The sequence below is a fragment of the Streptomyces sp. NPDC002324 genome (assembly GCF_053593335.1).
In genome coordinates, this window is the sequence record NZ_JBSFCF010000003.1 from 246497 (window position 1) to 272741 (window position 26245).

The following is a 26245-nucleotide window of genomic DNA, read 5'->3' on the forward strand; positions in this document are numbered from 1 at the left end:
TGCAGACTTGACCGGGGCAAACAGTGGCCTACTCATGACACACCCACCTTTCGCGACGCGTTCGTGTGATCTCGGTGGCGCCCCAGTAGGAAACGGATGACTCCCCGCCGATGGCGAGCGGTACGGGAGAGCTCGCTCAGCACATGGCCGAAGGCCGTCCTCTGGATCATGTCGGGCTCGGTTTCGATCCGCCCCAGCCCTTGGGCCACCGCTTCGTAGGTGGCGGGATCGTCAAGGCCCAGCACGACGATGGCGAAGCCCTGCGCCGGACAGCGCTCCAAAGTCTGGGCCAGGCTCATCCGGCCGGCGCCTGGTGCCCCCGGCTGAGGGAACGTCGAAAGCGACAGGGAGTGGACAACGTGCACCGCCAACGTGTGCCGGGGTGTTCCCCGGCCGGTTTCCAGCCACCTCGCCACCGTCTCCAGGACCGCGACGTGGTTCCCCTCCTCGGTGAGGAGAGCGCCCAGCGCGAAGGCGACGGCCGCACGCAGCTTCGCCTCCAGCTCCGGTGAGGAGCCGTCGAGGATGGTGTCCAGGAGCTTGAGAGCCGCGGCCGGCCTGGCGAGACCGTAGCTACCTGCACAGGTCTCGGCGACCGTGCAGCGAAGAACCGCGGACGATCGGCTCCACCGGCGCATCTGCTCCTTGACCGCACCCGACACCAGCGGATGCTGGACGATCTCTCCCAGCGCGACTGCGACCAGACGTCGGCGCCAACGGTCGCTCGAGGAGGCGAAGCGGTGCAGCTGAGTCAGCGCGCCGGGGCCGGTGGCGTGCGCGAGTACCCGGCCTATGGCCTCTCCTGCGGCCAGATCGAGGCCTGGCTGATAGCGCAGCTGCTCGAGCGCTTCCCACAGCACTTCCGGCATGCCTTCGAAGTCCAGCCACAGGTGCCGCAGGAGTGTCGCCGAGCGGTGCCTGCCGGAGAAGACGATCGGCTGCACGGGGTAGCGGTACCGGTCGGCGGTAGACGTACGAGGTGCCAGTGGGCGGGCACCGATGGATTCGAGTCGGTCCTCGAACGAAGGGCCGAGGATGTCCGGCAACAGATCCTCGGGGCTCTCGTTCTGTCCCTTCTTGGCCGCACGCGAACCAAGCAGGGGGCGCATCGCTGTGGCGAACTGCTCGATCACCGTGCGGTCCTGTCCAGGAAGCAGGGCGATCGCCGCCATCAGGGAGACCTTGTCGGCACTGTGCCGAGCCTGAGCGAGTGCGGACCGGGCGGCAGCTTCGGTGCCGGTCAGGAGGTCCTTGAGCACGGACCCGGTCGGTGCCGAGGTCTCCACGGACTGCAGCAACGCATGCGACACGTCGACGGCGTCGCCGGGCAGCGGATGCGTCGAGAGGTAGTCGGTGAACTCGGGGGAGGCCAGGTGCCCCAGTGAGACGTCCAGTCGTGCACTGTCGAGCCCCTCTTCAGCGGCCGCGAGCCGTAGTCGCCTCTCAGCGACCTCGTGCGGTCCGGGCGCGGCATGCACCGCTTCCCACCGGCTGGTGTCTGACGGCAAGCAGGTTTCCTGCGCCATGGTGACGACCAGGTGCGCCCCGGCGGCGTGCAAGGCCTCGGCCAGGCCCGCCAGCCGTACGTCGTCGAGGGTTCGGGCGGATGCCGCCGGCAACCCCTGTAGGAGGTACCCACGGTCGACCTGAGGGCGCCATGTCGACAAATCCACCATCGCGTCCAGGCCCGTGACGCCACCCTCGCCGTGCCTGTCAGCGAGAAGGGCGAACGCCGCCGTGCCGACGCCCGTTCCGGCCCTCGCTCTGAGCAGCACGACCCGGCCGTCCAGCGCCTTCCGACAGCGTGCGTACGACGGCGGTTCGACGAATCCGTACAGCCGGCCGCGCACCTCTTCCGCCGGATAGGGCCCCTCACGCAGGCGCGGCTTGAGGATTCGCTCGGTGGCCTCGTCGTTCCACGCACTGATGTTCAGGTAGGTGAAGTCACCGCCGACGTTTCCCATCAACGCGACGCCGCTGTCCACCCGTTGCCGGCCCTCACGGAGGGAACTGCGCTGAGCGGCGCCCGGGCCGGCCGACAGATCAGGCTGGTCGGTGTCCGGCTCAGCGGCCGGGTCCGGTCCGGCGTTCACCGATGATCCCCGTCGCCGGCCCGCTTGTCACCCGCGACGTTGTCTCCGCTGCCCCAGTGCTGGTTGGTTCCGCGGTACGTAGTAGTGGGCGCGCTATAGGTGAAGTCACGACCGACGTTGCCCATGACCGCGGCGCCTTCCCCGACATGCTGGGAGTTTCCGCTGTACTCCGCGCCTGGCCCCCTGTCCGGCGCCGCGGCGGGCGCCGTCGGCACCGCGCCCACGGGTTCCTCACGCGGCTGGATGCCCGCCCGCACAAGGTTCCCGGAAGGCGAAGGGACGTACAGCCAGGCCCGCTGCGAGAAGCTCTTTCCTTCGACGGTGGCCGACACCTCGACACACCGGTCGGGGTGGAGCCCGGTGTAGGCGCCCAGCACGACGTCTTCGTAGACCCGTTCCGAAACGATTGCGGCGAGGTGGGTCACCTCCTCACTCGCCGCGGCGAGGATCGCCTTGACCGGACGTGCGTCCAGGAGCCGGTGCAGGTCGTTGCGGGCCGTACCGTTGCCGTCTCCGGGCTCGCCCCCGTCGGGCAGCGGGCCGACGTGGACGCTGGCCCGGAGTCTGATCCGCGGTCCGACGGCCTGCCGGTTGTACGAACCGAGCACGTCGTCCAGAACGCCCAGGAAGGGCCAGAGCACGAAGGGCAGATGCATCGGATCGAACCCGAAGACGACGCCGTCCCCGGTATTGGCGGGAAACCTCTGGGCATCGCGCAACTGGTGCAAGCCGGCCCGCTCGAGGGCCTGGTCCACGAGTTGGGGAATGAGCTGGCTGACCGGGCCGTGTTGAGCGGCGGGCAGGCCGGTGAAGTCCTTGGCGTCAACTGCGAACAGGGCACGGTAGGGCGGGAGCGGTCGGCTTTCGGCATACGGATGAGGCATGGGGACGGGCACGCGGAATCTCCTGACGAATGGTCCGTTGAGCAGCCGTAGTCGGTCTGCTTCGAGGTTCCATCCGTGCCGCTCCGCTCAGTGCACAGCGCTGGGCGCATGGAGTGTGGCCCGGGTCACAGACCGTCGGCAATCGGCCGCCGCCCAGCGCTGCAGGGCTTCCACGTCCCTGATGACGATCACCCGCCGCGCCGTTTCGATGAGCCCGACGGCCCGCAGTTGCCCCAACGCGCTGATGACCGCATTGCGTGTCACGCCGTTTGCCTGCGCGACCTCTTCCTGGTTCAGGCCAGTGAGCCGAACGGCGTTGCTCTCCGCCGTCTGACCGGTGAGCGCGGCCAGCCTCAGGAGCGTGCGCGCCAGCCGCACGACCAAGGGCAGGGTCTGCAGTTCACCTCGGTGGAGGTCCGACTCGCGCATCCTGGCGAGTGCCTGGCGCATCAGGTGGATGACCAGTCCGCGCTCCTCGACGAATCGCACGAAGCGCTCGGCGTCCAGGACGACCGCAGCACAGGGTGTCAAGGCGACAACGTCTGCCGTGCGTGTGGTTCCGTTGAAGACCGAGACCTCGCCCAGGAGGTCCCCCGGCCCTCGGAACGCGAGCCAGGTCTTGGCACCGTTGGGCTCTCGGCACACCACCTTGGCCAACCCGGAGGTAAGGGCCAGGAGGTGTGTCCCGGGGGATCCTTGCCGCAGCATCACGCTGCGCTGTGAAAACGTCCTGGTCACGCCTTGACTGCGCAGGTCGCGCCAGACTTCGTCGGACAGCACGTGTCGCCTTCCCATCACGCCCGCACCGGTGCACATCGGACCCACGAGTTGTACGCCGATGTTGCGGGCGACATCGGCGATCAAATGACGTTGACCGAAAGCGATCGTGGCGGTCCGGCCCAGCTCGCTGCTCGGCCGCGAGCACACCGCCTTGCACGAGGTCGTTAGGCTCCGGCGGGGCGCATCCTGGCTGCGGGATCCGGAGGGGAGTGACGCGCTGAGGAGCCCGATCACCAGCACCTGTCGGGAGCCCCGGTCCCCGCCTCGTGACCGGAGTGACGGCCGTACGCTGTCTCCCGGTCCTCTTGGAAGGGGGCCGGGAGCGGGTCACGTCGCTCTCCCGTCGACGTCGCGAAAGCGGTGCTGCCGTGAAGGTCCACCACCTCAACTGCGGGACCATGCTCCCGCTCACCGGCGCGCTGGTCTGCCACGTCCTGCTCGTCGAGACGCCGGGCGGGCTGGTGCTGGTGGATTCCGGGTTCGGGTTGCGTGATGTCGCCGATCCCCGGCGCCGGCTGGGGCGGGACCGGCATCTGCTCAGGCCGGTGCTCCGGGAGGAGGAGACGGCCGCGCGGCAGGTCGAGGCGCTCGGGTTCCGGCGGGACGACGTGCGGCACATCGTCGTCACGCACTTCGACCTCGACCACATCGGAGGGCTGGCCGACTTCCCCGACGCGCAGGTCCACACGACCGCCGCCGAGGCCCTGGGGTCCATGGTCTCCCCGTCGCGGCGGGAGCGTTCGCGCTACCGGCCGGTCCAGTGGGCCCACGGCCCGAAGATCGTCGAGCACACCCCGGACGGTGAGGCGTGGCGGGGTTTCGCCGCCGCCGAGGAACTCGACGGCGTCGCCCCGGGGATCGTGCTGATCTCCCTGCCGGGGCACACCCGGGGCCATGCCTGCGTCGCGGTGGACACCGGAAGCGGCTGGGTCCTGCACGCCGGTGACGCCTTCTTCCACCGCGCGACGCTCGACGCGCACGCCCGGGTGCCGGGCGCCCTGCGCGCGGTGGAGAACCTGTTGGCGGACGACCGGAGGAAGGTCCGCGACAACCACGCCCGGCTCGCCGAGCTGCACCGGCGCGAGGAGAGCGGCCTGAGCATCGTCAACGCGCACGATCCCGTGCTGTGGGAGAGGGCTCGCGGTACGGCCCGAAGGACGGCTTGAAAGCCGGTCGGGGGCGCTCCGGTTCGCGGGGCGGGCGGCGCGGACGTCAGATCCAGCCGTCCAGGGACTTCATGAAGCCGTCGAAGTCGTCGCGGTGGATGGTGTGTCCCGCGCCGGTGACCGTACGGACTTCGAAGCCGCTCGCCCGGAGCCAGTCGGCGTCCGCGGCCCCCACCAGGAAGCTGGGGTCGGCGAGTTGGACCAGGGAGGGCACGGCGGGGCGGTCGGGGACGAAGCCGGTGAGTGGGCGGCCGCCGAGGAAGTGCGCGGAGGCGGCGTCCCAGGCGGCCAGCGTGGCCATCTCGATGTCGACGTCCTCGGCGTCCCAGCGCGGGTTGAGCGCGGCGGTCTGCGCGCGGCCTGCGCGCTTGAAGGCGGCGAAGATCTCGGGGCCGATGTGCCGGGCGGGGTCGGCCGAGGACCAGGCCGGGTCCGAGTAGACCGCCCGCAGGGGCCGCAGCCGCTCCACGGCGAGTGACAGGGTGAGCCCGCCCAGGGAGTGACCGAGGGCCAGGTCCGCCTGGCGGGGCAGCGTGTCGACGAGGTCGTCGGCGAAGAGTTCCGGGCTGTACTCACCGCGCGGCGAGACCCCGTGGCCGCGCAGGTCCACGGCGATCACCCGGTAGCCGCGCTCCACGAGCGCCGGGGCCACGCGCCGCCAGGTACGGGAGTCCGACATGATGCCGTGCACGAGCAGGGCCGTCCGTTCACCCGCGCCCCATTCCCGGGTGTGGAGCCGCACATCGCGCCTTTCGTCCACGGAGACCGACGGAGCGCCGGCCTCTCGCTGCGCCTCAGGCTAACGCCATCGGTCCCCGGGCTTCGAGCGCCCCGGACCACCCGGCCGTTCCCGCCGCGGCGAGACCTCCCGCGCTCAACGATGTGACGGGGGAGGTCTGTTCGGCCGTAGATGGCATGCGCGCAGCGCTGGGCGAGGGGTGAGGCCGGGCCGTCGCCGGGGCCGCGTCAGGCGGCGTCGGGGACCGTGGCGTCGAGCGCCGTGCGGAGGGTCTCGGCCATCAGGGCTATGGCCTCCTTGCCCTCCGGCACCGGGCCGGTGTGGGTGAAGTAGTGGTCGACGCCCTCGAAGAGGCGGTGGGTGACCGGGACGCCCGCGGCCTGGAGTGCCTTGGCGTAGGCGTCGCCCTCGTCGCGCAGACGGTCGTTCTCGGCGGTGATGACGAGGGCGGGCGGCAGTCCGGTGAGGTCGTCGGCGAGGCCGGGCGAGACCAGGGGGTCGACGAGGTCGGCCGGGTCGGGGACGTAGGCGGCGGTGAAGATCCGCATGAGCTGGGGCGTGAGCAGCGGCTTGGCGATGCGGGACCGCTTGGTGGCCGGGTCGGCGCGCATGTCGAGCGGGGCGGAGTCGATGATCTGGAGGCGGGGGGTGAAGGTGCCCCGGTCGCGGGCCGTACGGCAGACCCCGGCGGCCAGGTTGGCTCCCGCGCTGTGTCCGCCCACGGCGACCCGTGAACCGTCCCAGCCGTGCGCCGCGCCGTTCTCGACAATCCACTCGGTGACGTCGTAGGCCTGCGTGACCGCGGTGGGGAAGACTCGCCGCGGCGCGACGGCGTAGTCCACGTTGATCACCACGCAGCCGGACGTGGCGGCTATGTAGCGGCAGATGTGGTCGTCCTGCTCGGGGCGGGCCACGACGAAGCCGCCGCCGTGGAAGTTGACGTACACGGGGGCCGGGGCGGCGGTGTCGGCCGGCGGGCGGTAGACCGTGCACGGGACCGGTCCGGCGCCGGTCTCGATCCGAAGGGTTTCCGTCCGCGTCGGGACATCGGTGAAGCGCAGGTCCTTGTGGACACGGGTCATGACGCCGCTGAGCAGCAGCTGGACCCCTCTGGCCTTGAAACTGGCACTGAACGGCATGATCGGCCCCGCCCATCCCTACAACGTTGAATTAACAGGATTCCTGTTGATGGGATGATGGCCGCTGTTCCTGTTTCGCGCAATGGTCGGGAGCCGGGACATGCGGTCCCGCGGGCGCGCCGGTCAGCTCTCGGCGGGGGCGAGGAGCACGAAGTCCGCGCGGGACGGGTCGAGACAGACGGCCAGCCGGCCGACGCCCTCCATGTCCACGGGTCCCATCTGCACACTGCCGCCGTGCCCGGTGACGGCGGCGACCGCGGCGTCGCAGTCGGTGACGGCGAAGACGGGGTGCCAGTAGGGCCGTCCGTCCGTCAGTGCGAGGTCCTGCGGGCCGAGTTGCATCACACCGCCCTGCATCCGCTCCTCCGGAAGTCCGGCGGGCGTGACGAGGCTGTACGTGCCCGCGCCCTCCGGCAGGGGCATGTCGCCGAACTGCCAGCCGAAGACGCCGCCGTAGAACTCCTTGGCGGCCGCGGCGTCGGTCGTGTACAGCTCGGTCCAGGACAGTGAGCCCGGCTCGTCGGCCAGCTCGAACCCCGCGTTGTCGCCCGGCTGCCACGCCGCGAACTGGCCGCCCTGCGGGTCGCTGAACTGCGCCATCCGCCCCCAGTCGCCGAGATCCCGCGGCGCCACGCGCACCGTGCCTCCGGCGCTCTCCACGGCCCGGGTCGTGGCGTCCGCGTCGGTGACGGTGTAGTAGATCATCCAGGCCGGGCGCGCGCCTTTCTCGGTGAGTTCGCCGAGCCCACCGACGATCTTGCCGTCCTTCCGGAAGACCCCTCCCTCGCCCTCCATGCCCTCGTCCGCGTCCCCGCCGCCGCCCATCGGCTCGTACTCCCAGCCGAGCACCGACTGGTAGAAGGCCGCCGCGGCCGGTACGTCGGGGGCGCCGAGGTCGAGCCAGCAGGGGGAGCCGGGAGTGAGGTCGGTGGTGATCACGGGATACCCCTTCGCGTTCGCGGATCCGGTGATCCCAGCCTGACACCCGCCCCGCGCGACCGCGCGTCGGCCGCGTCACGGGCGGGCGGGCCTGTCGCCGGCGGCCCGGGCGGGTCCCCTACGAGGCGTCGAGGTCGTCGAGGTCGTCGGCGAAGTGACGGAAGCCGTGCCGGTCGCGGTGGATGCCCCACAGGGTGTCGGCGAGGACGGCCGGGTCCTTCCTGGGGTGCCCGGGGACGATCGCTCCGGGCACGACCAGCTGGGCGACATGGATGCCCTCTCCCGCGAGGGTGTCGTGCAGCATCCGGCCGTACGCGCTCTCCGCGGCGAACGCCACGGACGTGCCGGCCCGGTCGGGGTGCGGGACCGCGGCGGTGCCGCCGTTGACGAGGAGGACCGTGCCCCGGCCGAGTTCGCGCATGCCGGGCAGCACCTGGCGGACGGCGGCGACCGCGCCGTAGACGGAGAACTCGATCGGGCCGACCAGGTCGGCCGGGCCCGTCCGCAGCACCGGCAGCATGAAGTCCCGGTGCGGCAGCGGGCTGTACTGCAGGACCTCGACCGGCCCCAGCGCCGCGTGCGCCGCCTCCAGCGCGGCGGTCAGGGCGTCCGGGTCGCGTACGTCCGCGGCGAAGCCCTGTGCCGTGACGCCCTGGTCGGCCAGGTCGGCGGCGAGCGCCCTCGTCCGCTCCGGGTCGCGGGCGACGAGCGCCACGGCGAACCCCTCACGGCCGAAGCGACGGGCGACGGCCGCGCCGAGGCCCGGCCCGGCTCCGATGACGGCGATGGTGGTCATGGCTTCCAGCTTTCCTGGCCGAGGGACGGCGCGGCCCCTCCCCGGGGACGCGCTTGACGGTCCCCATCGTGACGCAGGGCGCGCCCGCGTCGGCAGGACGCCCCCGGTCCGTCCACGGCACGGTGACCTGGTACGGCCGCCCGCGGGAGCGCCGACGGGCGGCCGTACGCTGGCCCCGTGGAGGACTACGACATCCTGGACACCCCGGACAGCGACATCCTGGACAGCGGCAACCTGGACAGCGAGACCCCTGACCGCGAGAACACGGACAGCGACACCACGGGCGGCCCGCAGCCCCGCCCGCAGTCACTGATGCTCGCGTTCTTCGGCAACCACGTGCTGGAGGAGGGCGATCGCGACCGGTGCGTGTACTCGGGCAGCATCATCGACGTGCTGGGCCGGGTCGGCGTCGGCGAACAGGCCGTACGCTCCACGCTGACCCGCATGGTCAACCGCGGTCTGCTGCGGCGCCGGCGCGATGGCCGCAGGATGTACTTCGGCCTCACACCGCAGGCGACACGCGTCCTGATGGACGGCCGCACCCGCATCTGGCGGCAGGGCGCGGTCAACGACGACTGGGACGGCACCTGGACGCTCCTCGGCTTCTCCCTCCCCGACTCCTGGAAGCGCCAGCGGCACGACCTGCGCTCGCGACTGACCTGGTCCGGGTTCGGCGCCCTCTACAACGGGCTGTGGATCGCCCCCGGGAACGTCGACATCGCCGGTGCCGTCGCGGAGCTGGGACTCACCGGCCACGTCAAGGTCTTCCACGCCCGGGCGGACGTCGCCACCGACATCGAGCTGATGATCCGCGACACCTGGGACCTGGAGGGCATCGCCGCCCGCTACGTCGCCTTCGACAAGCGCTGGACGGCCGACCTGGGCGCCGGTTCGGTCGAGGACCCGATCGCGACGCGTCTGCGGCTGGTCAGCGAATGGCTCCGGACCGTCCGCGCCGACCCCCGCCTCCCCGCCCTCCACCTTCCCCCCGACTGGCCGGCCCGCCCCGCCGAGGACACCTTCCGCCGGGTCGCGGAGCGGACCGAGGAGCCCGCCCGGCGGATGGCCGACACCCTCCTCGACACGGTCGCGCCGAGCTAGCCCCGGCCCGCCGCCCGGCCCCGCGCGGCTCTTTCACCCTCCAGAAGGCCTACAGAAGGCCCCCAGAAGGCCCCTAGAAGGCCGCCAGGGCCGCGAGCGGGACGGTGGCGGAGTCGTTCAGCTCGGCCCAGACCGTCTTGCCCCGGCGGACGCGGCGGGTGCCCCAGTGCTCGGCGAGCTGGGCGACCAGGAGGAGGCCGCGGCCGCCCTCGTCGAAGACGCGGGCGCGGCGCAGGTGCGGGGTGGTGCCGCCGGAGTCGGAGACCTCGCACAGGAGGGTGCGGTCGCGGATGAGGCGCAGCCGGATGGGGGGCCGGCCGTAGCGGATGGCGTTGGTGACGAGTTCGCTGACCACCAGTTCGGCGGTGAACTCCAGCTCCGCGAGGCCCCAGTCGCCGAGCTGCCGGGTGACGTGGGCCCTGGCCCTGGCGACGGCGGCGGGTTCGGCCTCCAGGTCCCAGGTGGCGACCTGGCCCGCACCGAGGCGGCGGGTCCGCGCCAGGAGCAGGGCGACGTCGTCGGGCGGCCTGGCGGGCAGCAGGGCTTCGAGCACGGCGTCGCAGGTGGCCTCCAGCGAGGCGGCGGGTCGGGCGAGCGCGTCACGGAGCCGGTCCAGGCCCGCGCCGATGTCGTGGTCCCGTGCCTCGACCAGACCGTCGGTGTAGAGCGCGAGCAGGCTGCCCTCGGGCAGTTCGATCTCCGCCGTCTCGAACGGCAGCCCGCCGAGGCCGAGGGGCGGGCCCGGGGGCAGGTCCAGGATGTCGACGGCGCCGTCCGCCCTCGCCAGGGCGGGCAGCACATGCCCGGCGCGGGCGAGGGTGCAGCGGCGCGAGACGGGGTCGTACACGGCGTAGAGGCAGGTGGCACCGATGTCCCCGCCTCCGCCGCCGGCATCGGCTCCCGCGCCGGCCCCGGCCACATCGTCCGCGTCGTCGTCCTCCACCTCGGCGGCCAGGCGGATCACCACGTCGTCCAGGTGCGTGAGCAGTTCGTCGGGCGGCAGGTCGATGTCCGCGAGGGTGCGTACGGCGGTCCTGAGGCGGCCCATCGTGGCGGCGGCGTGGATGCCGTGGCCCACGACGTCACCCACGACGAGGGCGACCCTGGCCCCGGAGAGCGGGATGACGTCGTACCAGTCGCCGCCCACCCCGCCATGGGCATCGGCAGGCAGGTACCGGAAGGCCACGTCGACGGCGGACTGCCGCGGGGTACGGCGCGGGAGCAGGCTGCGTTGCAGGGTGAGGGCCGTGGCGCGGGCGTGCGTGTAGCGGCGGGCGTTGTCCACGGCGACCGCCGCGCGGGCGGCGATCTCCTGGGCCAGCAGCAGGTCCTCGTCGTCGAACGCGTCGGGGTTGCGGTCCCGGCAGAACTGCGCGACACCGAGCGTGGCGCCCCGGGCGCGCAACGGCACCACCAGTGTGGAGTGGACCGTGCGGGCAGGGCCGGGAGGCTTGCCGTCCACGCTCGCCGGTCTCCCCTCCCCCACCGTGCCCCCGCCGCCCCCCGCGCCCTCCCCCGCGCAGCCGTCGGCCGCGGGCTCCGCCGGGCCGTGCGGGCCGTGCGGTCCCCGGCCGCCGTCGTCGAGGCGGTGCCTGGTCGGCTGGCCCGTGGCGAGAGCGCGGGCCGGTGGCGAGCCGGGCGGGAAGGTGTGGGGGTGCCGTCGGGAGGGCGCCGGGTCCGGGTGGGTGGCCGACCGCTGGGCCAGGCGGTGGAGTGCGGGTGACGCGGGCGGTTCGTCCGCCGGGGCGTCGTGGGCGGTGAGCGTGGAGCGGAGCAGGTCGACGGTGACGAGGTCGGCGAAGTGCTCGGTGGCGAAGTCGGCCAGTTCCTGGGCGGTGCGGGCGATGTCGAGGGTGGTGCCGATGCGCATGCTCGCCTCGTTCACCATCGACAGCCGCCACCGCAGCCGCCGGTCCCGTTCCTCCTCGTACGCCACGACGCCCTGCTCGGAGGTGCGGTCCACGTACCCGGTCGCCGTGGCGACCAGGCTGCGCGTGGCCTCACTGATCAGGGCCGCGTCGTCGGTGCGCCGGGCCATCTCCTCCAGCAGCCGGTCGAGGATGATGCCCTGGCCGAGCCGGAAGGCCCGCAGCACCGCGCTGACGGGGATGCCGTGCCGGGCCACGCGACGGACGCGCTCCAGCTCGGCGTCCGGTACCTCGATGCCGTCCGGGTCGACGCCGTACTGGAGGGCGGACAGCACCGCCATGACGTGTTCGGCGACGTTCCGGGAGGACATGGCGTCGGGGTGCGCCCACAATTCGGGCATCTCCCGGCGCAGGCACCACTCCACCTCGGCGGTCAGCTCGTCCGCCCGGGGGACGAGCTCACGCGCGACGCGGGACACGAGACCCTCAACCGTGAGGTCCACAGTCACGACGGTACGCCGAACCACCGCCTACGCCCCACCGCTGGCCCCCGGCCCGGCCGGCCCCGGCCCACGGCCACCGCGCCGTCAGCCGAGCGCGGCCCCGTAGACGTGGTCGACCGTCAGGACGACGAGGACCCGGCGGTCGGAGACCATCACCGAGCGGTACTCGTCCCAGTCCGGGTGCTCCCCGGCGGCGGCGCGGTAGTAGTCGACCAGGGCCTGGACCTCCGGGCCCTCGGGGTCGGTGCCGGGTCCGACGAGGTGGACCGTGCCCTCGGCCGTGGCCCAGGACATGCCGTCGGAACTGGTCACCTCCAGTGCGGCACGCGGGTCCCGGCGCAGGTTGGCGGTCTTGGCGGTCGCCTCGGTCGTGGAGATGCGGATGACCCCGGCCTCCTCGTCGTAGGAGGGCATGACGGGCGACAGCTGGGGGCGGCCGTCGGCCTTGAGAGTGGCGAGGACACCGAGCCGGCTCTTCGCCAGCAGGGCACGCGGATCGAACGAAGTGGCGGTCATCCGACCATCATCGGCCCTCTCCACGGTTCCCGGGCGAGAGCGCCACGCCAGGCGGGGCACCGCCAACCGGTGCGCCCCGAACCCGCTCCTCCTGTCGGGCCCCTGCCCGGGGCCGGATAGGCTGACGAGGCGAATCGAACGTATGCGGGGCTGGCGGAGGGCACGTGGTGTCGGACGTAGGGCGGCTCGTCGCCGGGCGTTACCGGCTCACGGAGCAGATAGGCCGCGGCGGCATGGGCACGGTGTGGCGGGCCGGGGACGAGGTCCTCGGCCGTCAGGTCGCGGTGAAGCGGTTGCACGTCCAGCCGCACCTGTCCCCCGACGACCTCGTCACCCTGTACGAGCGCACGCGCCGTGAGGCCCGGAGCGCGGCCCGGATCGCCCACCCGAACGTGATCGTCGTCCATGACGTCGTGGACGACCATGTGGACGGCGTTCAGGGTGGTTTCGAGGGCGGCACCGGTGACGGCCGGCCCTGCATCGTCATGGAGTACGTACCGGCGCCCACGCTCGCCGACCTCCTCACGGACGGCCGGACCCTGCCGCCGGAGGAGGCGGCCCGAATCGGTCTGGGCATGGTCGCCGCGCTGCGCGCCGCGCACGCCGCCGGCGTACTGCACCGGGACGTCAAGCCCGGCAACGTCCTACTCGCCGCCGAAGGACGGGTCGTCCTCACCGACTTCGGCATCGCGATGACCGCGGACGCCTCCACCCTGACCAGGACCGGCGAGATGGTCGGCTCCATCCACTACATGGCCCCGGAGCGCATCCGCGGCCAGAAGCCCGGCCCCGCGTCCGACCTGTGGGCCCTGGGCGCGACCCTCTACCAGGCCGTCGAGGGCCGCCCGCCGTTCCGCCGCCTCACCGCGATGGAGGCCGCGTACGCCATCGCGGTGGACCCCCTGGAGCCCCTGAAGCAGGGCGGTGCCCTCGAACCCCTCATCGAGGCCCTCCTCGCCAAGGATCCCGCCGACCGTCCCACCATCGAACAGACGGAACGGGCACTGCGGGCCGTGGTGGCCGGCCAGACGACGACCGCCCTGCCGATACCGGGAGCCGGGGACGGCCTCGTCGACGGGGCTCGGGACAGCCGGGACAGCGGGGATCCGGTCGTCGGGGACACGTTGCTCGCCGGCCGGTCCACCGGCAAGTCGTACACCGGTCCTGGCGCGGGAACGGCGACAGGCCCCGACGCCGACCGACCGTCCCGTCAGGGCCGGAAGAAGCGCCGGATCCTCGTCCCGGTCGCCGTCGCGGTGACCGTGGCCGCGACGGTCGTCGGGGCCGCGCTGTACGCGACCGCGAACCCCGACAGGAACACCGTGTCATCGAGCGGCGGAAAGACGGCGACCGCCACCCAGCCCTCCGCCCCGCCCTCCACCCGGCCCGTCCCCGACGGCTTCCGTCTGGTCTCGGAGAAGGGGCTCGGCATCTCCCTCCCCGTCCCGGACGGCTGGACGGTCAGCAAGCGGACGGCCGAGTCGGTCACCTACACCGACGAGACGAAACTGGCCGGACTCACGATCGGCATCGTGGACCCCGCCGGCTCGCACCCCATGGCCCACTTCGAGGACATCGAGGCGAACACCAAGCTCAACTACCCCGGTACGTACCGCAGGCTGCGCATGCAGAAGACGACCTTCCGTGAACTGCCCGCCGCCGTCTGGGAGTTCACCTTCCAGGGCCGCGCCCGCGCCTTCCGCGCCATCGACCTGGGATTCGGCCGCGAGGGCGAACGCGAGTATGACGTCTACCTGTCGGCCCCGGACCTCGACTGGGACACCTACCGCCCCGTCTTCGACACGGCGAGGGACGGCTTGACGACGGGCGTCTCCTGATCCGGGGCTCGCGCCACGGCGTGGGCGGCGGGGCCGGTCCTGCGCCCCTCCTCCGCGAGACCCCCTTCCTCATCAGGCGCCCGTCTGCCTAGCGTGCGCCCCATGGACGACCACCGACAGCAGCCGCCCGTGGCGCACTCCGACCGTTTCGACCACTGCCCCTGGCTGTTCGAGAAGGAGGCGACGGCGGAGCAACGAGCCGCGCAACGGGAACGGCGGCGGTCCCTCGGCGGCGACAGCGAGGTGGGCGAGCGTTGCTACGTGGCCGGGTCGGCGGCGGTCTTCCCCGACCGGCTCCGCCTCGGCGCCGACTCGTACATCGCCGCACACGCCTACGTCACCGGCGACCTCACCACCGGCACGGACTGCACGCTGAACCCGTTCACCGTGGTCCGCGGGACCGTCCGCCTGGGCACCGGCGTACGCATCGGTGCCCACACCTCGCTCCTCGGCTTCAACCACTCGACCGCTCCCGACCGGCCGGTCTTCCGGCAGCCCCAGACCAGTCGGGGCATCACCGTCGGCGACGACGTCTGGATCGGCTCCCATGTGGTCGTGGTCGACGGGGTCACCATCGGCGACCACTGCGTCATCGGCGCCGGGGCGGTGGTGACGAAGGATGTGCCCGCGTGGTCGGTGGCCGCGGGGAATCCGGCGCGGCGGATCCGGGACCGGCGGGAGACGGGCGGTCGGCGGGAGACAGGCGGCCTGAGGGAGACGGGCGGCCTGAGGGAGACGGAGGGCCGGACGGAGACGGAGGGCCGGCGGCGCCCCGAGGGGCGGGAGGTGACGGGCAGCGGGGTCACCGGCGACGCGCTGGCCCGGTTCGCCGACACCGCCCGCGCCCAGGCCGCCGACATCATCGCCCGCTGCTGGAACGGCGACCACTACACCGACCGCCCCGGAGTCGCCCCCACCGTGCGGGCGCACTGCGACGCGGTGGAGATCGCCGACCTCCTCCTGGCCTCGGTGCCCGGACAGTTGACCAAGGAGCGGCACATCGAGCGCCTTGCCTCGCTCCAGGACCCGGAGTCCGGTCTGGTGCCCGAGTTCGGCGACCGGCCGCCCACCCTGGACGCCGACGGCTTCGTCGGCGAGGGCCCGGAGCTGTACCACGTCCTGTCCGTCGGTTACGCGCTGGATCTCCTGGGGTCGTCGTTCCCTCGATCGATAGGCGCTGTGCGCGACATGACGGCCCAGCAACTCACCGCTCGTCTGGAGGAGTTGCCCTGGCGGGACCAGGCATGGGGAGCCGGCGCCTGGGTCGACTCCTGGGCCACCGCCGCCCATTGGAGCCTCCGGCACCCGGACGCCACCGGGCTCACCCCGGGCACCCTCGAAGCACTCTTCGGCTGGCTCCTCACCCGCGCCGATCCCTGGACCGGCATGTGGGGCAGCCCCTCGGCCGTCACCGGGCGCCTGCAGGTGGTGAACGGCTACTACCGGCTCACCCGGGGTTCCTTCGCGCAGTCCGGGGTACCCGTGCCGCATCCGGAAAGGGTCGTGGACGCGGTCCTGGACCACGCCCGCGACACCCGCCACTTCGGCGCGGGCCGCGAGAACGCCTGCAACGTCCTCGACGTCGCCCATCCGTTGTGGCTGTGCACACGGCAGATCGGCGGCCAGGGCGCGAGCGCCGACGGATACCGGTCGGCCGAGATCCGCGGCTGGGCCGAACGGCGGCTCTCGGCCGTCCTGACCCGCTGGCAGGACGGCAGGGGGTTCGGATTCGGCCCTGGTCCGGCGGGGCCCGGCCCGGAACCGGGGTTGCAGGGGACGGAGATGTGGCTGGCGATCGCCTGGCTGCTGGCCGATCTGCTGGGCCGCTCCGACCTCCTCGGTTACCGGCCGCGCGGTGTGCACCGTCCCGAAGCGGCGCCGGGGGCGTGACGCGTGCCACTTTCCGGAACGTCAGCGTCCGTCATGCTCCGTACGGGTGGATGTGTGTTCACCCAGGTGCCGGGCATCACGAAGGAAGGGAACGGACGCCGCAAGCGCGATGAGGGGGCATACCTCATGACTCACTCGGTCACCACGAATTCCCTCCTGATCCGGCGACCCGTGCCCGTGTGCACTACCTTGGGGCGTGAACAGCCGAGCGGCCCACGTTTACCCAATTCTTGCCACATGAAGCCAGAACGGCTGAGCAGCTACTAGGAGCGGGGCTTCCCATGCGTGATGCTGGGAGGTCCCGCGCTTCACTCCACAGCCGCTGGCACGGGAGGGCATCGGGTGGTCAAGACAGTGAAGACGCCGTCCGGCGGACGGACGATCGCCTACGAGACCTGGGGCGATCCGGACGCACACCCGGTGTTTCTGCTGCACGGAACTCCCGGAAGCCGACTCGGGCCCCGCCTGCGCACCTTCGACCTCCACAAGCTCGGCGTGCGGCTCATCGCCTACGACCGGCCGGGGTACGGCGGCTCCGACCGCCATGGCGAACGCACGGTGGTCGACGCGGCCCATGACGTCAGTGTCATCGCCGAGGACCTGGATCTCAAGAAGTACTCCGTGGTGGGCAGATCGGGCGGCGCCCCGCACGCCCTGGCCTGTGCGGCCCGGAACATCGGCAGCCAGGTGGCGAGTGTCGCCGCGCTGGTCTCGCTCGCCCCGCCCGACGCCGACGGCGACGGATTCGACTGGCACAGTGAGATGTCCGAGTCGAATGTGTCGACCTACGATCTGCTCGACCGCCACGCCCCCGACGTGACCGAGCTGGGTGCGCTGCTGGCCCGCAACGCCGAGACCATCCGGCGCGATCCGACCGTGTTCCTCGCGTCCCTCCGGGAGGAGATGCCGAGCGTCGACCGGGTGATCGTCGAGGACGCCGGCATCCGTGAGCACCTTCTCCGGAACTACCTGTCGGCGGTGGGCCGGGCGGAACAGGGCGAGGAGGAGTCGGTCGATCCGCGCGCACCGATGGGCTGGGTGGACGACCTGGTCGCGTTCCGGACGCACTGGGGGTTCAAACTCCAGGAGATCGACGGCTCGGTGCCCGTGATGCTGTGGCACGGCGAACGCGACGTGTTCGCCCCGGTCGCCCATTTCCACTGGCTGACCAAGCAGATCCCCTCGGCCAAGGCCGTGCTGCAGCCGTCCGCCGCCCACTTCGCGGCGCTGCCGGCCCTGCCCCAGGTGCTCGCCTGGACCCGGGACGCGGCCGGGCGCTGACAACACCGCCCCGCACGGTGTGTACGGCCGGCCGCCGACACCGGCACCGGCCGCACATCCGGGCCCGTCGCCGTCAGATCGGGTGCGGCTCCAGGTCGAGGCAGCTGAGTTTCCACCCCTGGAGGGCCACCACGCGGGGGTGTTCCCGGCCGATGCGCTTGCTCAGCGCGGCCAGGGTGTCATGGTGCTTGGTGCGGGCCTCGTCGGCCCGGCCCAGATGGCTCAGGACGACGGCCAGGTTCCCGGCGCAGGTCAGCGTCGACGGGTGCGTGGGGCCGAGGACCTCCTTGAGCAGTTCGTAGGCGTCGTGACTGGTCCTCCTGGCCTCCTCCCACTTGCCGAGGGCGGCCTCCGCGACGGCGAGGTTCGCGCGGCAGATGAGCACATAGGGGTGGTGGTCGCCGTTCAGTTCGCGGAACGTCGCCCGCGCCAGGCGCAGCAACTCCCATGCCTTGTCGGCCGCTTCGGGGCGGATCGAGGCGACGTCGTCGAGCAGCAGGACGGCGTAGTTGACCGAGCAGGCCACGGTCTGGGAGTGGCCGTCCCCCAGGTTGTCCCGCAGGTCGTCCAGCACCCTGCGGATGAGGGTCAACGCCTCGTCGACGCGGCCCTGGGCGGCCATGTCGCCCGCCAGGCTCATCTCCAGCAGCGAGCGTTCCGAGGACGATCCCTTCTCTCCCTCGGGGGTGCTCTTCAGGACGTGGCGGACGAGTTCCTCGGCCTCCACCGGCTGGCCCGCGCGGCGCAGTGAACCGGCCAGGCCCTTGGCCGTGTTGAGCACGGTCGGCGAGCCCTGGGTGAGGCGCGGGTTGCGCAGACAGCGCTCGTAGGTACGCTTCAGCAGGGTGACGGACTCCTCGTAGTCCCCGCAGTCACGCAGGTCCCGGCCGAGGTTGACGGCTGATTCGATGGTCAGCGGATGGTCGTGGAGCTGGATCGCCTCCCGCAGTTCCAGTGTCCTGCGGTCCAGTTCGCGCGCCTTGTAGTAGTCGCCGGAGAGCCGCAGGGCGACCGCGAGGTTGTTGGCCGCGCTGAGGGTGCGCGCGTGGTCCTCGCCATAGATCAGCTCGTATCTCTGGTACGTCTCCTCGTCGTACCGCAGTGCCTCCGTCAGGCGGCCCAGACCGCGAAGGTCGGCCGCGATGCTGCTGGTGGTCATGAGGATGTGCTGGTCGTCCTCGTCGTCCAGCACGGCGAGCTGCCGCTCCAGGATCTCCTGGTCCAGGGAGAGCGACTCCTCGTATCTGCCCTGGGCGCGCAGGATGTTGGCGATCTGGAAGCGCATGTGGAGCGTCCAGCGTTCGTCCGGCGGGCCCAGTGCGGTCCAGGCGTCCACCCGGCGCACGCTGTAGTCCATGGCCTGGGTCAGTTCGCCCCGGCGGCGCAGCTGGCGGACGCGGTCGACGAAGAGTTCCCTGATGCCCTCGTCGGAGGACGTCTCGGCCCAGGGTGTACCGAGGTGCGGCCAGATGATGCGGTACTTCTCCCAGGTGTTTGGGTTCTCGGGGTCGTCCCCGTTGGGCCGGGCGGCGATCAGCGAGCGGTAGACCACCTCGCGGGCGTCCTCGCGCTCCGCCTCGGTCATCTCCTCCCGCATGGCGATCTGCATCATGCGGTGCACCGTCAGGCTTCGGGCCTTGCGGTCGACCGTGACCAGGGAGAACCGGCTCAGCTCCTTGTAGGCGCGGGAGACCGTGCGGGCCCCGCCCAGTGCGCGGGAGACCTCGACGCCCTCCAGCAGGTCCATGGAGATCGGCTCGGGGCTGTAGTAGGAACAGATCTGCAGGAGCTTCACCGCCGGCGGGAAATTCTCCTTCAGCTGTCCGAGCGCGAACTCCCAGGTGTTGGTGCTGGACTTGACGACCTCGCCGACCGTGTTGTCGGCGGGGGCTCCGGTGGCCTGGGGCTGGAGCTGCTTGATGTAGCCGCGGACGTCGACCCGGGTCTGCTCGATGTAGGCCGCGGCACGCTCGATGGCGATCGGCAGGTCGCCCAGCGCCTCCGCGATCTGGTCGGCCTCCGGCCAGCCGCAGTCGGGCAGGCGGCTGTGCAGGTGGGCGATACTCTCGTCACGCTCGAACACGGGGACGTCGACGGTGTCCACGAACCGGCCCCAGCCCTCGGAGCGCTGACTGGTGATCAGGATGTGGCCGCCGCGGCCGTCCATCATGAACTCGGGGAGGTGGTCGGCCTCGGTCACGTTGTCCAGGATCAGCAGCCAACTGCCGTACGGCTCGCCGTGGTTGAGGGCCTCGTACACCGTCTTCGCGGTGTCCGTGGGGTTGGTGCGCTCCGGCAGGCCCAGCGACTCGGCCATGCCCGCGTACCGCTCGACGGCCAGGATGCGCTGCTCGGCCTGGATGTGCCAGATGACGTCGTAGTCGCTTCGATAGCGGTAGGCGAACTCCTGGGCCAGCAGGGTCTTGCCCACGCCGCCCATGCCCTTGAGGACCAGGGCCCGGGTGTCCTCCCGCCACAGCTTCGCCCGGATGCCCTCCAGCAGTTCGGTGCGGCCGGTGAAGGACGAGGTCTGCAGCGGGACCGAGAAGATCGGTGGCCACGCGCCGGGGAATCGGGGCAGCTTCTGTTCGGCGCCCGTGAAGCCGTTGCGGGTCAGTGACTCCGCCGACCGGCCGAAGCTGCTCAGCAGCGCCTCGCGGCCGGCTTCCCCGGTGTCGCAGCGGGTCATGTCGGCCAGCTGCTCCGTGAAGGGCGCGTCCAGCGACAGCTTGCGGTCGACCTGCATCGAGACCAGCTGGTGGGAGCGCCGGTCACCCTCGGCGTAGACCGCCTCCCAGGTGGTGCGGAAGCGGGACGATCTCAGATAGGCCTCGGAGAAGATGACCAGGGTGTGCGAGGCCGACTCGACGCCGCGTTCGATCTCGTCCCTGCGCTGCGCGCTCTCGACCGTGCCCTCCTGCGCGAGGTGCACCTTGAAACCGGCCTGCTCCAGGACCGCGCCCGCCCAGTGCGCCCAACTCCGGTCCTGGGGAACGAAACTGACGTAGACGTCGGAGATGCGCGGCGGGCGGTGGCGGGTGTACCGCTCCAGGGTCTTGCGGCGCAGCGGCTCGTCGATGCGCGGCATGGAGGTGACCTGGCCGTCGGTGATGACCTCGGTGAGTCGCTCGTAGGCGGCGAGCAGGCTCTTGGGGTCCCCGGGCTGTTCGCGGAAGGGGGCCAGCGTCTCCTCGTAGGAGTAGATGGGCCGGTAGGGGATCTCCACGCTCCCCCAGTAGTCCTCCGGGTCCTGGTGCGGGATGTGTTTGCGCACGACGCGGTCGAAGCGGTACTGGATCTGTCCACGGGCGGCGTCCAGCCGGTCGGCCTCGGCGTTCTCGACGCGCATGGGGACGGGCAGGATGCGGATGTCCCGGTTGCCGTACATCCCGTCGATGCGCTCGGCGACGCCGGCCGCGCCCTCGATGCTCTGGCTGCTCGGGGTGAAGCAGGTGACCAGTGTGTGCGGCAGGTTGACGGTGCAGATGTCGGAGATGTCGTTGAGCCCGGTGCGGCTGTCGATGAGGACGTAGTCGAAGTTGCCGACGAACTCCCGCTTGAGCGCCTCCAGGAACCTGGTGGCCAGCGGCCCGTCCATGAAGGGCTTCCAGTCGAACTGCGAGAACGCCGACAGATAGCCCTTGTTCTTGGTCCCCGCCGGGAGGTAGTAGAGCTGGCCGCCTTCGGGGAAGTCCCAGTCGACCTGGATGAGACAGCTGTTGAGGGGGATGCCGTCGGCCGCCCACATGTCGACCGAGATCGGCGATTCGGAATCCAGTTCGCCCGGGCGCTTCTGCTCCGCGACGGCGGAGGACTGGAGCATGGACTGGGTGGAACGGCTGACCAGTTCGAGCACCCCGGGCGTGGAGCGCAGCTGGTTCTCGCTGAGGAAGGGATGCAGGAAGCGGTCCAGGCCCGGAGCGTCGAGGTCCCAGTCGACGACCAGGACGGCCTTGCCCGCGGAGGCCAGGATCCAGGCCGTGTTGGCGAGCGCCATCGTCCGTCCCGTACCACCCTTGTACGAGTAGAACGTGATGATCCTGCCCGCGTCGTCGCCGGTCATGGCCTGCCCTCCACGCGACGTCCGTCGCTCGGTGCCCCGTCGTCCCTGTCGGCGTCGGGCCGTCGGGGCAGGTCCGCACCGGATTCCGGAACATCCCGGGCGTCAACGGCGCCCCGGGACAATTGCGAATGAATGTACCGTAGATACCGGATCTTGGTCGCCTCGGCCAGCTCGCTGAACCAGCGGGTGAAGACATCCGCCCCGGCCAGACCGCGTACCGCCTCCTGCTCCCCCGTCCGCCCCTCGCTGAGGAAGCGGGGGAAGTGCGTGAGCAGCAGCCCGCGCAGCCGGTCGGACTGCTCCTTGGTCTGCACGTCGTCCCCCGCCAGGGTACTCAGCACTCCCGTCCACGGCCGCCGGGCCCTGTCGAACTCCCGTGCCTGCGCGGCCATTTGGGGATTCTCCAGGGCCCAGGGGTCCACCACCAGGATCCAGGGCGCCGTCGGGATCTCCGCACTCCGCAGCTCCGCCTGGTGCTTGTGGAAGGGGTGCACGGTGGGCTCGAAGCCGAGGTTGCGGGCGAGGGCCTCCATCTGCTCGACCAGCGGTCCCACCGCCTGCCCGTAGGGCCGCCAGTCGTCGACGCGGGGTCCGTAGCGCATGTTGTCCCGGCCGACCGGTAACTGTTCCTCGGTCGGGGCGAGCACGGTGATGTGCAGCGGGGAGGCGAAGGGCGGGTCGGCGAAGGCGTCGTCCAGCCCGGCCAGTGTCGTCGGTTCGGCCGTCCGTCCCCCGCCGGAGAGCGGCGGGGTCTGCCGGGGGACCGCGGCGGCCTCGTCGACGATGCGCCGGGCGAGCCAGTCCGTCAGCTGGGCGACCTGGGCGGAGAGCTGCGCCGCCGTGTGCTCGTCGTCGGGGTCCGGCCGTTCGGTCAGGTCGAGCACCTGGTCGAGCAGCCGGTGCAGGCCCATGGAGGCGTAGTTCTCGGCGGCCTCGCCGAAGCCCTCCGGTACCTCGGGGTACTGCTGCTTGACCCTCTCGGGCAGGGACGTGGGCGAGTACGGCGTCCACAGCACGGGGACGATGCTCGGCCGCACCCCCTGGGTGGTCTGGCGGGTGACGGCGGTCCACTGACGCCCGCACTGCGGATTGCTGAAGTAGCGCTTGGAGTACAGCGGGACGAAGACCTGGCAGCCGAGGAGCGCCTTGATCGACTTCTCCCCCGGCGCCCCGGGCCGCTCGACGAAACCGGCCTCCTCCCGCGGCACTCTCGCGTGGCGGGCCACCTTCCCGCACAGTTCGTCGAAGAACTGGAAGACCAGGCGGTTGGGGTCCTGGGAGATGTCCCGGTGCCGGGGAGCAGGAACCCGCGCATAGCTCATGAAGAACATCGGCATCCCGCTATTCCCCCTCGAAGACGTTCCGGAGGTCACTGAACAGCTCCACGTCGCACGGTTCAAGGCTGGTCTGCTGAGCCACTTTGACGATCATCTGGGCGAGCGCCCATACGGAGCTGCGGTACTTGGCGTGGCGGCCCGCCTGCTTCAGTCCGTAGAGGCCGGACTGCAGGTAATCCTTACCCAGATCGGAATGCGCGTACTGCACCTTGGCCGCGACGGACGGCAGCGTCAGGTGCTGCTCGCCCACCCACAGGACGGGGATGATCGCGTTGCCCGTGTAGGGCCCGGTACGCAGCCGCTGACGCCGCGCGAAGGCGTCCCATTCCTTACCGCACCATTCCCGCCTGAAGTACCGGCTGTTGTAGATCGGCACGAACACCCGGCAGGTGGCGAGGGCCTGTTTGAGCCGGCCCTCCCAGTCGTCGCCGGGATGCATCCTCTTGTCCAGGAAACCGGGCAGTTCCTGACCGTCGTGGTCGGTCAACTGCATGATGTCGCTGCATAACTGGACATGGAACTGCTCCAGCGCCACGTCCGACGCGTCTTTCCTGGCCCGCATCCCCGCCAGTGGTGTCCGCGCGTAGCTCATGAAGAACACGTACGGATCGGAGGAATCCGCCGACTGCGTCGCCTGAGATACCGCCTGAACCATGGACTCGCCTTTCCCCTCCCCCGTAGCCCACCGCGGGCCCCTCCCAGGCCCCGACCGTCGCAGCCGGATCTCCACCAAGGATCCATTGGAACGCGAAAACCACCGCCGGTGCCAGGGGTCGGGCCGGAGCAAGTTGCACCGGACACGGGTGCGAAGGACAGGAGTTGGCTGGCCATTACACCGCGATCGGACCCGTTTCGGCCACTCCGCCCAGCGTTTCCGCCTCGCCCCGCAGCCCGCGTACGAAGCGGTGCCCGAGGGCCGTCAGGGAGCCGGTTCCGGCCACGGTGTCGAGGGCGTCCAGCACGGCCGTACGCCACTTGTCGGCCTCCGCGCGGGAGCGTTCGTACAGGGTGGCGCCGACACCGGCCGCACCGCGCCGGACCCTGATCCGCCACACGTCGGCGACGGCGTGGTGGGCGTAGGCGCCCTGGAGGATGGCGTCGAGCGGCCGGGGGTCGGGGCGCCACAGCACTCGGTAGCGGCGCTCGTCGACGCCGTCGAGCAGGTCGAACATGTCGAGCATCGCGCCGAGTTTGACGTGCTGGTACTCGTGGACGAGCAGCATGGCCAGGTCCTCGGCCGTGCGGGGCAGCGCGATGCCCACGGCCCCGAAGGCGTGCCGGGAGGTGGCGCTGACGTCGTCGCCGGACGGTGCGGGGGTGAGCGGGGTGACCGTGGTCAGGCCGGCGGCGATGCCCTGCGCGTAGTCGGCGTACTCGGTCCGGATCAGCTGCCAGGCCTCCTCGAACATCACCTCCCAGCGTCGGAATTCGGCCTCGGAGAGCCGGGGCCGGGGCTCGTAGCCGTAGCAGTCACGGGAGGGGTCCAGGTCGTCCAGGGCCACGTCCAGCCCGTCCGAGGACAGACGGCGCAGCGGCTGCCAGATCATGCCGTCGGGTGGCCGCTCCCGGCCCAGGGTGCGCCCTTCGATGGTGAGGGCGGCGTCGGCCGCGGTCACCGTGAGCGTCCGGGACGGCCGGTCACGGCCGCCGCCCCGCAGCAACAGCCGCCCGATGCCGGGCAGATGGACCGCGGGGCCCGCGGAGCCGTGCCGCAGCGGTACGGCCAGGGTCAGCCGGCCTCCGGTGCGCGCGACGGCCGACAGCGCGGCCTCGGCCGGGTGGCCCTCGGCCCGCCGACGCACCGACTGGCCGCAGGCGAGCGCCCACACGCGCAGGTACGGGTCGGCGAGCAGCACGTCCAGCGCGGCGGCGGGCAGGGCGAGGACCGCGTCCCAGCCGGGGGCCGAATCCGCCGAGCCGCCGGTCACCGGGCCGTACCTCGAATCCGAGCCCGAGCCCGAGGCCGTCCCCGTGCCCGCGCCCGCGCCCGGCGCCGGGGTGCCCGGCCCCTGGGTGTCCGCGCGGCGGGCTGCCGCCAGCAGCGCGCGCCGCTGGCTGTTCTGGGCCGCGGCGAGTGACCGGACCGCGGCCGTGCTGCCGTGTCCGGCGGCCAGTTCGTCGAAGTGACCCCAGGACAGGCCGTGCCAGCCGTGCCGGACGTCGGCGTCGTCGCGTTCGGTCGTCTGGACGTACTCGATGATCCTCAGCAGGTCCGCGCAGTAGACGGAGGGGTTGTCGAAGCCGTTGGACCTGCGGTGACGGTGTCCGTAGAGGCCCCCGCCGCAGACCGACACGACGGGACAGGCGCGGCACTGCGCACTCAGTCCGTCCAGTCCGGCGCGGCGGGCCTGGATGCCCCGATGGGCGGCGGCCTCCTCCAGGCGGTGGGTGTCGATGTGCATGCCGGTCCCGGGGGCTCCCGGATAGGCCGTCTTCAACCAGTCCGCCTGCTCGATGGCTCCGTCGGTCTCCACCACGAGCAGGTCCGAACTGCCCAGCCCCAGCGCCTCGGTGAGGCTGCCACGGCCGCGGCTCAGCCGGCTGATCGACTCGAACATCCGGATCCGCATCGGCATGCCGTCGGCGGTCCACTGCTTGTGCACGGCGATCAGCCAGTGGGCGTACTCGGAGCCGGTCTCGCCGCCGGGGCGGGGCGGCGGGTACTCCCAGGTGGCGTGCGGCAGCAGGAAGTCGACTGCGGGCGGGGCGAGTTCGGCCAGTGCCCGGTACACCTCCACCGGGTCGTTCTCGACGTCGATCGTGCAGAGCAGCCCGCCGAAGGCGCCGCGGTGGGGCGGTGAGCCGAGCAGGCGCACCGCACGGACCACGTCCCGGTAGGAGCCGGAGCCGTCCCGTCTGATCCGGTGGCGGTCGTGGGACACCTCGTCCCCGTCGAGCGAGACGCTGGTGACGATGGACTCCTCGACGAGCATCGCGCAGAACGCGTCGTCCAGCCGGAGGCCGTTGGTCTGCATCCGCAGATCGAGCGCGGCCACGCCGTCGAGGGCCGAGCGCAGTTCGCGGGCGTAGGCGCGCAGCCGTTCCCGCCCGGCGAGGAGGGGCTCGCCGCCGTGCAGGACGACATGGACGCGGGTGAGCCGGTGCGCCGCGGCGTGCTCGGCGATCCGCTCGGCCGTACGACGGAACGTCTCCTCGGACATCGTCCCCGGACGCCCGCGCCAGCTCTGGTCGGCGTGCTGGTAGACGTAGCAGTGGTCACAGGCCAGATCGCACCGGCTGTGCACCTTGATCACGAACTGGCGGAAGGGCCGCGCCGCCACCGTCACCGGTAGGGTTCCCCGTCGTTCCGGC

18 protein-coding genes are annotated in these 26245 nt (G+C 71.7%); 5 read left to right on the plus strand and 13 right to left on the minus strand.

What is annotated here, in order from left to right:
- Window positions 1–32 precede the first annotated feature (32 nt).
- From ACWCRJ_RS07160 to ACWCRJ_RS07170, 3 genes are all read right to left on the minus strand, one after another.
- A complete protein-coding gene (locus ACWCRJ_RS07160; RefSeq protein ID WP_450938346.1) occupies window positions 33–2093 on the minus strand; it encodes a hypothetical protein in 2061 nt (686 codons plus the stop codon).
- A complete protein-coding gene (locus tag ACWCRJ_RS07165; RefSeq protein WP_450938423.1) occupies window positions 2090–2977 on the minus strand; it encodes a hypothetical protein in 888 nt (295 codons plus the stop codon). Before ACWCRJ_RS07165 ends, ACWCRJ_RS07160 begins: the two co-directional genes overlap by 4 nt.
- 87 nt (window positions 2978–3064) lie before the next feature.
- Window positions 3065–3841, minus strand: coding sequence for a Crp/Fnr family transcriptional regulator (locus tag ACWCRJ_RS07170; RefSeq protein WP_450938347.1), 777 nt, complete (start codon window positions 3839–3841; stop codon window positions 3065–3067).
- 284 nt (window positions 3842–4125) lie between these two features.
- On the opposite strand from ACWCRJ_RS07170, the gene ACWCRJ_RS07175 reads away from it, so the two are divergent.
- Window positions 4126–4923 carry an MBL fold metallo-hydrolase gene (locus ACWCRJ_RS07175; protein ID WP_450938348.1) on the plus strand — a complete coding sequence of 266 codons (798 nt, stop codon included), beginning with the start codon at window positions 4126–4128 and terminating at the stop codon, window positions 4921–4923.
- Window positions 4924–4969: 46 nt separating this feature from the next.
- On the opposite strand, the gene ACWCRJ_RS07180 is transcribed toward ACWCRJ_RS07175, so the two are convergent.
- From ACWCRJ_RS07180 to ACWCRJ_RS07195, 4 genes are all read right to left on the minus strand, one after another.
- A complete protein-coding gene (locus ACWCRJ_RS07180) occupies window positions 4970–5665 on the minus strand; it encodes an alpha/beta fold hydrolase (RefSeq protein ID WP_450938424.1) in 696 nt (231 codons plus the stop codon).
- A gap of 224 nt (window positions 5666–5889) precedes the next feature.
- Window positions 5890–6801: an alpha/beta hydrolase gene (locus ACWCRJ_RS07185; RefSeq protein ID WP_450938349.1), complete on the minus strand. Its 912-nt coding sequence runs from the start codon at window positions 6799–6801 to the stop codon at window positions 5890–5892.
- Between the two features lie 123 nt (window positions 6802–6924).
- Window positions 6925–7740: a VOC family protein gene (locus ACWCRJ_RS07190; protein WP_450938350.1), complete on the minus strand. Its 816-nt coding sequence runs from the start codon at window positions 7738–7740 to the stop codon at window positions 6925–6927.
- A 118-nt stretch (window positions 7741–7858) separates the two neighbouring features.
- Window positions 7859–8536 carry an SDR family NAD(P)-dependent oxidoreductase gene (locus tag ACWCRJ_RS07195; RefSeq protein ID WP_450938351.1) on the minus strand — a complete coding sequence of 226 codons (678 nt, stop codon included), beginning with the start codon at window positions 8534–8536 and terminating at the stop codon, window positions 7859–7861.
- A 312-nt stretch (window positions 8537–8848) separates the two neighbouring features.
- Between ACWCRJ_RS07195 and ACWCRJ_RS07200 the strand changes: the two genes are divergently transcribed.
- Window positions 8849–9637 carry a PaaX family transcriptional regulator gene (locus ACWCRJ_RS07200; RefSeq protein WP_450938425.1) on the plus strand — a complete coding sequence of 263 codons (789 nt, stop codon included), beginning with the start codon at window positions 8849–8851 and terminating at the stop codon, window positions 9635–9637.
- Between the two features lie 73 nt (window positions 9638–9710).
- On the opposite strand, the gene ACWCRJ_RS07205 is transcribed toward ACWCRJ_RS07200, so the two are convergent.
- Together ACWCRJ_RS07205 and ACWCRJ_RS07210 are read right to left on the minus strand one after the other, a co-directional pair.
- Entirely contained in the window at window positions 9711–12008 is a 2298-nt protein-coding gene (locus ACWCRJ_RS07205) for a SpoIIE family protein phosphatase (RefSeq protein WP_450938352.1), read from the minus strand.
- A gap of 84 nt (window positions 12009–12092) precedes the next feature.
- The gene (locus ACWCRJ_RS07210) at window positions 12093–12524 is read right to left on the minus strand and encodes a PPOX class F420-dependent oxidoreductase (RefSeq protein WP_450938353.1); all 432 of its coding nucleotides are present in this window, start codon (window positions 12522–12524) and stop codon (window positions 12093–12095) included.
- 164 nt (window positions 12525–12688) lie between these two features.
- Here ACWCRJ_RS07210 and ACWCRJ_RS07215 point away from each other — a divergent pair, with 164 nt between their 5' ends.
- The 3 genes from ACWCRJ_RS07215 (at window position 12689) to ACWCRJ_RS07225 (ending at window position 17533) form a co-directional block, all read left to right on the plus strand.
- Window positions 12689–14362, plus strand: coding sequence for a serine/threonine-protein kinase (locus ACWCRJ_RS07215; protein WP_450938354.1), 1674 nt, complete (start codon window positions 12689–12691; stop codon window positions 14360–14362).
- 102 nt (window positions 14363–14464) lie between these two features.
- Window positions 14465–16252 (plus strand): acyltransferase, encoded by a 1788-nt coding sequence (locus ACWCRJ_RS07220; protein ID WP_450938355.1) that lies wholly within the window; start codon window positions 14465–14467, stop codon window positions 16250–16252.
- A gap of 342 nt (window positions 16253–16594) precedes the next feature.
- A complete protein-coding gene (locus ACWCRJ_RS07225) occupies window positions 16595–17533 on the plus strand; it encodes an alpha/beta fold hydrolase (RefSeq protein WP_450938356.1) in 939 nt (312 codons plus the stop codon).
- Between the two features lie 73 nt (window positions 17534–17606).
- On the opposite strand, the gene fxsT is transcribed toward ACWCRJ_RS07225, so the two are convergent.
- The 4 genes from fxsT to ACWCRJ_RS07245 all read right to left on the minus strand — a co-directional run bounded on the left by fxsT (window position 17607) and on the right by ACWCRJ_RS07245 (window position 26220).
- A complete protein-coding gene (gene fxsT, locus ACWCRJ_RS07230) occupies window positions 17607–21596 on the minus strand; it encodes an FxSxx-COOH system tetratricopeptide repeat protein (protein WP_450938357.1) in 3990 nt (1329 codons plus the stop codon).
- A complete protein-coding gene (fsxC, locus tag ACWCRJ_RS07235; RefSeq protein WP_450938358.1) occupies window positions 21593–22933 on the minus strand; it encodes an FxsC protein in 1341 nt (446 codons plus the stop codon). Before fsxC ends, fxsT begins: the two co-directional genes overlap by 4 nt.
- 4 nt (window positions 22934–22937) lie before the next feature.
- A complete protein-coding gene (locus tag ACWCRJ_RS07240) occupies window positions 22938–23588 on the minus strand; it encodes a TIR-like protein FxsC (protein WP_450938359.1) in 651 nt (216 codons plus the stop codon).
- Window positions 23589–23763: 175 nt separating this feature from the next.
- Window positions 23764–26220 (minus strand): FxsB family cyclophane-forming radical SAM/SPASM peptide maturase, encoded by a 2457-nt coding sequence (locus ACWCRJ_RS07245; RefSeq protein WP_450938360.1) that lies wholly within the window; start codon window positions 26218–26220, stop codon window positions 23764–23766.
- Window positions 26221–26245: the final 25 nt, after the last annotated feature.

What these genes read in the sequence shown, in the direction of transcription:
- ACWCRJ_RS07240 (WP_450938359.1), bottom strand. Translation starts at nt 23,588, where the DNA reads ATGGTTCAGGCGGTATCTCAGGCGACGCAGTCGGCGGATTCCTCCGAT.
- ACWCRJ_RS07185 (WP_450938349.1), bottom strand. Translation starts at nt 6,801, where the DNA reads ATGCCGTTCAGTGCCAGTTTCAAGGCCAGAGGGGTCCAGCTGCTGCTC.
- ACWCRJ_RS07220 (WP_450938355.1), top strand. Translation starts at nt 14,465, where the DNA reads ATGGACGACCACCGACAGCAGCCGCCCGTGGCGCACTCCGACCGTTTC.
- ACWCRJ_RS07210 (WP_450938353.1), bottom strand. Translation starts at nt 12,524, where the DNA reads ATGACCGCCACTTCGTTCGATCCGCGTGCCCTGCTGGCGAAGAGCCGG.
- fxsT (WP_450938357.1), bottom strand. Translation starts at nt 21,596, where the DNA reads ATGACCGGCGACGACGCGGGCAGGATCATCACGTTCTACTCGTACAAG.
- ACWCRJ_RS07165 (WP_450938423.1), bottom strand. Translation starts at nt 2,977, where the DNA reads ATGCCTCATCCGTATGCCGAAAGCCGACCGCTCCCGCCCTACCGTGCC.
- ACWCRJ_RS07200 (WP_450938425.1), top strand. Translation starts at nt 8,849, where the DNA reads ATGCTCGCGTTCTTCGGCAACCACGTGCTGGAGGAGGGCGATCGCGAC.
- fsxC (WP_450938358.1), bottom strand. Translation starts at nt 22,933, where the DNA reads ATGCCGATGTTCTTCATGAGCTATGCGCGGGTTCCTGCTCCCCGGCAC.
- ACWCRJ_RS07195 (WP_450938351.1), bottom strand. Translation starts at nt 8,536, where the DNA reads ATGACCACCATCGCCGTCATCGGAGCCGGGCCGGGCCTCGGCGCGGCC.